Below are 6,265 nucleotides of genomic sequence, written 5' to 3'. Positions count from 1 at the left end.
GCTTCACCATTGCCCTAGTCGGAAAAATCGAACCAACGCGATTCTGAAGCCTCGAAAATTTCGTCAGAGATTTCGATTTCTTCTGCCGCGCAGACTCCTAGTCGGAAAAATTGAACCAACGCGATTCTGAAGCCTCGAAAATTTCGTCAGAGATTTCGATTTCTTCTGCCGCGCAGACTCCTAGATCAGGCGCCTTTTGACGCGCTGCTCGGACACGTTCGAAATACTCTCAGCCTCTCACTACAGCTCCCAGGAAACTACGCACAGGGTGATTTTCAAAATGAGAATTGCTGGCGTTGATGCCCTCGAACAGCTTTGGCCGTGAGAACGTGCTCTTCGAGCGGGCGGCGAATCTTCGGCAGTGTGGTGGCGTCTGGCACCGCCTCGCGCGACAGGTCGATGCCCTGCGGCCTCGACTGTCCGGGCCGGTTTTATTCGAGTGATAGCTTTTTGCGCCCGTTGCAACCTGCTTCCATCGCGCCCACTCTCTTGGGGGGATCGGTAGCTCGGCAAAACAAATCTAAACTCGACTGTCATCGCTGACTTGGCGCAAGCACCAATCCGAGTGCGACGCTTTATCTCCCGGGAGCCCCATGAATCTCTTCGACATCGCGCACGATCTGCTTGCGCGTGCGTTCAATCAAGACAACCGCCCTCAGCGTCTACGCTTCTCAGGTCAGCATGGCAAGCTGTTTGAAGGCATGCTGCTGCCGCAGCGAATCGACATCACCAGCGGCGTATGCGATGACCTGACAGCCCACATCACCTGTCTCACCAGCCGATCCGATCTGCCGCTTGTCGAACTGATGGGACTGCCCATGGAAGTGCAGTTTGTCACCGACATGGGCGAGCTACAGCGCTACTGCGTTGTCATCACCAACGTGTGTCAGGGGCAATCAGACGGGTCTCTTACGACCGTGCAGCTCACGGGCCGCGACATCTTCGCTGTGATGGAGGGCCGGCGCAGCAATCGCATCTATCTGAACAAAAGCGTGCTCGACATCGCCCGGCTCAAGCTCGACAGCTGGCGGGGGCGCAACCCGGCAGTCGCCTTGGCTTTCGAATACGCGCTGCTCAATATCGACGAGAACCTCTTCCCCCAACGGGCGCTGACTTTTCAATGTCACCAAAATGACGCTGACTTTCTGCGCAACCTGTTTCGGCGAAACGGCATCGCTTGGTTCATGCGCGCCCTACCGAGCAGTGGTGACAATGACTCACCCGCCCAGCAGCTCGTATTGTTCATCGACGCCTACGAACTGCCCGAGAACAGCGCCGGCCCCGTCAAATACCATCGCCGGGACGGCACCGAACCCCGCGATACCGTCAGCCTGCTGGCCCCCGCGTACACGCTGGTGAGCGGTGCCCTCACACGCAGCAGCTGGGACCATGAAAGCGCCCGCGTCGATGTGGTCAGCGAAACCAGTGCCGTCGACCAAGGCACCAGCGGCAACCGGCTCAGTGCTTCGCTGGTCGATGCTCGCATCGAGCTGCCTCACGCCGGCGACACCTGGGCCGATCACGAGCGTCTCACCCGCGTGGACATGACGCGCCACGAGGGCCGAGCCCACTGCCTGCACGGCATAGGCGGCGTGCGCGCCCAATCGGTGTGCGAGTGGAACCGCTTTGAGGGTCATCCGGTGCTCGACACCCTGAGCCGTGAGCAGCGCGAGTACATCACCATCCGCCTTCAGATCTGGGCCGAAGGCAGCCTGCCCAAGGAACTTAACGAGCGCGCGCAAGCCTTGATGTGCGCCAGCGAAGCTGGCATTGATGGCTGGGTGGCCACACCCGAAGGTGCTGCCCAAGACGGTGTGGAAGCGGGGATCGAGCACCGCTATACAAACAGGTTCATTGCGGTCAGAAGGGGTGCCCCCATCGTCCCGTCATGGGACCCTGAGACCGATCTGCCGCACATGCCGTTGATGACCGCGACGGTCATTAGCGAAGACGACCGGCCCGTGTGGTGCGACGAACTCGGGCGTGTCAAGGTGCGTATCCACGGCCTCGACCCAGTGGACGATGACGAGAAAACCTGGGACACCACTGCCTGGGTCCGGGTGAATTTTCTATGGTGTGGTCCTGGGTTCGGAGTGATTTTTCCGCTCCGCGCAGGCATGGAAGTGAGTCTTGGATTTGAGCAGGGAGACCCATCGCGACCGATGATTGTTGGTTCTCGCTATGCCTACGACAACCCGCCGCCGCAATTCGATCACTTTGGAAGTCTCCCCAATAACGCCGCCCTGAGCGGAGTAGTGACGCGTGAGCTGATGGGGCAGCGGCAGCAGCAACTGCGTTTCAACGACACCACGGGCAACATCAGCACGCAGCTTGCCACCGATCACGGGTGCACCCAATTCAACGCCGGCTCATTGAGCACTCCGATGAACGAGGGAAAAACCGAGCCCCGTGGCGAGGGCTTTGAACTGCGAACGGATGAGAGTGGTGCCATTCGCACGGCTAAGTCACTACTGATTTCGGCGTGGAAGCGTCTTCAAGCTAGTGGCAACCAACTAAGCGCTGACGAGCACATTGCCCTCATGCAAGACTGCCTGAACCTCTTCAAGGTGTTGGGGGACTACGCTGCGCAGAACCATGGGCTGGCTGTGGACGGCGCTGGGCAAACCGAACTCAGCAATGACATCCAGGCAGCAGCCGCCGGAAGCAACGTCGACCCGCAATCCCAAGGTGGAAAACCCACCTTAAGTCTCACGGCCCCTGATGGCATCGCGATCACCAGCCCGAAAACCTTGGTGAGCTACTCCGGCGTCAACATCGACTCCATCGCCAAGCAGCACTATCAAATCACAACCGGCCAGCGCTACAACCTCAATGCGGGCCAAGGCATCGGCTTGTTTTCTCATCACAACGGCATCAAGGCGATCTCGCACCAAGGCCCACTGATCACGCAAAGCCAGAACGACGAGACCCGGATCGAATCGGCCAAAGACATCACCTTGGCCGCTCAGAACACGATACGGCTCATGGCGAAGAACATCCAGATCATTGCCACGGACGGCTCGTTCATTACGCTGGCTGATGCGCTCACGCTGGCCAGCACGGGTGTTGTCGCCATCAAGGGCAGCGCCTTTCCCCACAGTGGCGCCGCTTCAATGGGGGCAGAGCTCCCCAAGTTCTCCAGTGCGCCGGTGGATCAGAAAATGGTGTTGCGCTACGGGCCGGGCAAGGACGCTCTTGTGGCCGCGAACCGGCGCTATGAAGCGATCTTGAGCGACGGCAGCAAGGTTCAAGGCGTGACCGACGCCCAAGGTCGTGCGCAAGTCTTGCAGAGTGACTCGATGAACATCGCGGACATCACGCTCATCAACGACCCCAGGGTCTGAATCCACACCTTCACGAATCGGTCCCTATAGGCGCAATATGACCAAGATTGATTATTCGGCCACGGCCGACTACCACAAAGAAGAACGCAAGGATGACATCGGCAAGTGCTTGCTGACCCCGGTGGCTCCGAAGATGGATTGCCGCCTGGATGTGCGGCCAAGCCTGCCGGGCACCGTGATCGTGAGTCACGGCGTCAATGATGTGGGAGTGGGGTACGGTATGGTGGAAGCAGGCATTTGCGCGGGGCTCGCAGCCCGCCTTGGGCATGATGACACGGCCATCGTGCCCGCCAAGTACAGCATGCCTCCCGAAAGAGGCAACACCACCGTGGAAGAAGACCCCGATGCCCTGTTCTTCAAGCGCAAGGCAGATGAAAACACCCACAGTCCGGTGATTCCGTTTTATTGGGGGTTCAGGGAAGAGAAGGGCAAGATCCAGGACGGGAACGACTTGCCCCACGGGCAGAACCTCGACCGTTACGGCAACCGGCTCGACAAAGACAACAGCAAAGAAGGTGGCCCGTTTGCGAACGCCACCAACACGCTGTTGGACATGTGGAACAAAGGCCATGGCTCGTTGCCGCAAACCGACCCAATTCGTCCGACTCTGAAAGCGCCGGGGCGGCTGTACATGATCTTGGCCGCGCAGCGCATGGCGTCGCTGGTTTCCATGATCAAGGACTACCACCCCGATGAGGTGGTCAACATCGTGGCTCACAGCCAAGGCACGCTCATCAGCTTGTTGGCCCAGGCGTTCCTGTTGGACTCGGGCCGCAAACCCGCCGACACCCTGGTGCTGTGCAACTCACCCTATGGCCTGGAAGACTGTTTGACCGACATCGGATTTCATGGCGGCGGTGACGATGCCTTGATGCGGGGGCGCTACAAAATGATCGACGGTGATCAGACGCTGCATGCGCGGCTTCAGACCCTGGTCAACATCGTCAAGGGCGTGAGCAGCCAAAAGGGCTCGGCGCCCGCGTATGGCGAAACGCTGAAGGCGCCCGAGGCTCGGGGCATGGTGGGCGGCGGCTGGCAGGCCAGCGCCGACCGCGACAACCGAGGCATGGTCTACGTCTACTTCACCCCAGAAGACGTGACGGTTAACTTGCGCGGCATGCAGGGCATGGGTTGGCAGGGTGTACCCGATGTAATTGGAGGCACGAAAGTCCAACCCTCACCGTACAACCCCAAATTGCAAGTCGATGAGATGGTCATTCTGCGACCGATGGACATGCTGATGGCCACGGGCGGTTTTTTTCAGCGGGTGTTCACCGTGAAGAAGCGGCCTGATTTCCAAAAGGGCGAACCTGTGCTGGTGGGGGCGCCCCCCTATGAATTCGCATTGAACGTCAAAGGCGAAGACTTCTATTCCCACGTCGATAAATTCGGCCGGTTCAGCCTCAACAGAGCGGCAAGAACCAGCCCTGACAGCCTGCAAGACAGTGTGGACTCAAAGCGTCACTTGATCCGCCGCATCAACGGCGAGGCACTCAAGACCCCTGTCAGGGCTGAACTGTTGGGCGGCGCCTTGCTACCTTCCGAGTTGCCGGAGGAAAAATGCAAAGCGCCATTTGGTGCCTACGAGTCTGTTGACCCTGTGGATGCGGCCATCGCGTCTGCAGGAGACGGTGCGTACCACGATGTGTGGCAATTGATGGACGATCCGTCGCCCGAGCAATACCGGCCATTTTTCGATAAACCAGTCCAAAGCCTTCAGCCCAAGGTCTACGCCGGATTCGTGAGCAGCGAGTTTTTTGACGTGAACAAACTCAAGGCGTTGCTCAACGAAGGCAAGCCCCAGTTGCAATGCGCAGACAAAGTGTTTGAGGCGAGTCGATGTTTGGTGGGGTCGCCATCCCGGCCCAGTGGCAAGCTCTTGATCAGACGCGAGGAAACACCTGAGGAGGTGCGCAGGCGCTACCAAACCAGTGAAAGCGGCGAGCGCTCATTTCACTCGTCCATCTTTGCCAACGATCTCAATCACAAACAGGTCACGGCCTACGACTTGTCCATTGGGCAAGGTGCGGCGGTGGATGACCCGGAATTCAGAGACTACCTTTGCGCCGTGGCGGATTGGAGGTTGAAGAAGCCCGAAAAGAACAAGCCGACCCGCCCAGGAATTCTTCTTTGGGATGACTTTATCAAGAGGTTTGGTAAGTTCTACGATGCCGAACCTCCGTGGCGCAAGAACCTGATCGAGCGCACGTCGCACTACTACAGCACTGGGGAATTACCGATGTGCGTGGCCTTGCTGCCAGAGGGCTTGCCATCCTCAGTCGTCTGCGAAACCAAGACTGGGCGGGGGGCGAGGCCCGACCCAATGATCGTCGGAACCGCCGACAACTATGGCGATGCGCCACCCAATCAGCAAGTTCAACGCCAAGCATGAGTACCGTAACGATGAAGCCTCGCATAGGGAGGTATTTGCTATGGTCGCTCTTGGCGCTGGTAGTTCTGATTCCTATGTGGACATTGCTGGTCATGCTTGTGATTCACCCCCCAGCCTTGATGACGGAGAACCAGACGATGAGCGCAAGACTTTTATGGTGGGTGGCTGCACCGGTATTGGCGGTCGTTCTCTTCGCCGGTTGGCGCTGGAACGTGGCTCAGGCCGCGACCTTGCCGGCCCCGCAAGCCTCGGTACCTCAGGCCGCAGCCCCTGATACGGATGCTGCCAAGAAGCAAACTGTGCGCGAATACGCATTGGAAGTGATTGGGCTCGGCGTCACGTTGGACAAGTACCGGCAAGGCGCGTTGTGGGAAGTGTTGAGCAAGGGAAATGCTCATGTCAGCATTCGAGAACAAGACCTCAAAAAATGGTTCGTTCGGACTATTTGTGGGCCGCGGCGGTGTTCGCCACATCGCCGAACGTCCGATCCTTGAGCAAGAAGCCATTGAGGGCGCGGAGGTAACGGCAG

At 58.8% G+C, this 6,265-nt stretch carries 3 protein-coding genes; all 3 read left to right on the top strand.

Going from position 1 to position 6,265, the window contains the following annotated elements:
• The first annotated feature begins 593 nt into the window (after positions 1–593).
• Genes AC30NL_RS20180 through AC30NL_RS20170 form a run of 3 tightly spaced genes read left to right on the top strand, consistent with a single transcriptional unit; the run spans position 594 to position 6,230 of the window.
• The gene (locus tag AC30NL_RS20180; RefSeq protein ID WP_489465774.1) at positions 594–3,344 is read left to right on the top strand and encodes a type VI secretion system Vgr family protein; all 2,751 of its coding nucleotides are present in this window, start codon (positions 594–596) and stop codon (positions 3,342–3,344) included.
• A gap of 37 nt (positions 3,345–3,381) precedes the next feature.
• A complete protein-coding gene (locus tag AC30NL_RS20175; RefSeq protein ID WP_489465773.1) occupies positions 3,382–5,736 on the top strand; it encodes a T6SS effector phospholipase Tle3 domain-containing protein in 2,355 nt (784 codons plus the stop codon).
• Positions 5,733–6,230 (top strand): type VI lipase adapter Tla3 domain-containing protein, encoded by a 498-nt coding sequence (locus AC30NL_RS20170; RefSeq protein ID WP_489465772.1) that lies wholly within the window; start codon positions 5,733–5,735, stop codon positions 6,228–6,230. The genes AC30NL_RS20175 and AC30NL_RS20170 overlap by 4 nt, the downstream gene beginning before the upstream one ends.
• Positions 6,231–6,265 lie beyond the last annotated feature (35 nt).

Origin of the sequence: Rhizobacter sp. (genome assembly GCA_021153565.1) — a bacterium.
Lineage (GTDB): Bacteria > Pseudomonadota > Gammaproteobacteria > Burkholderiales > Burkholderiaceae_C > Albitalea.
The sequence above is the reverse complement of the archived record's forward strand: the minus strand, read 5'-3'. Positions and strand labels throughout refer to the sequence as shown.

Excerpts from the sequence above, each read along its gene's own strand:
- AC30NL_RS20180 (WP_489465774.1), top strand. The coding sequence starts at position 594 with ATGAATCTCTTCGACATCGCGCACGATCTGCTTGCGCGTGCGTTCAAT.
- AC30NL_RS20175 (WP_489465773.1), top strand. The coding sequence starts at position 3,382 with ATGACCAAGATTGATTATTCGGCCACGGCCGACTACCACAAAGAAGAA.
- AC30NL_RS20170 (WP_489465772.1), top strand. The coding sequence starts at position 5,733 with ATGAGTACCGTAACGATGAAGCCTCGCATAGGGAGGTATTTGCTATGG.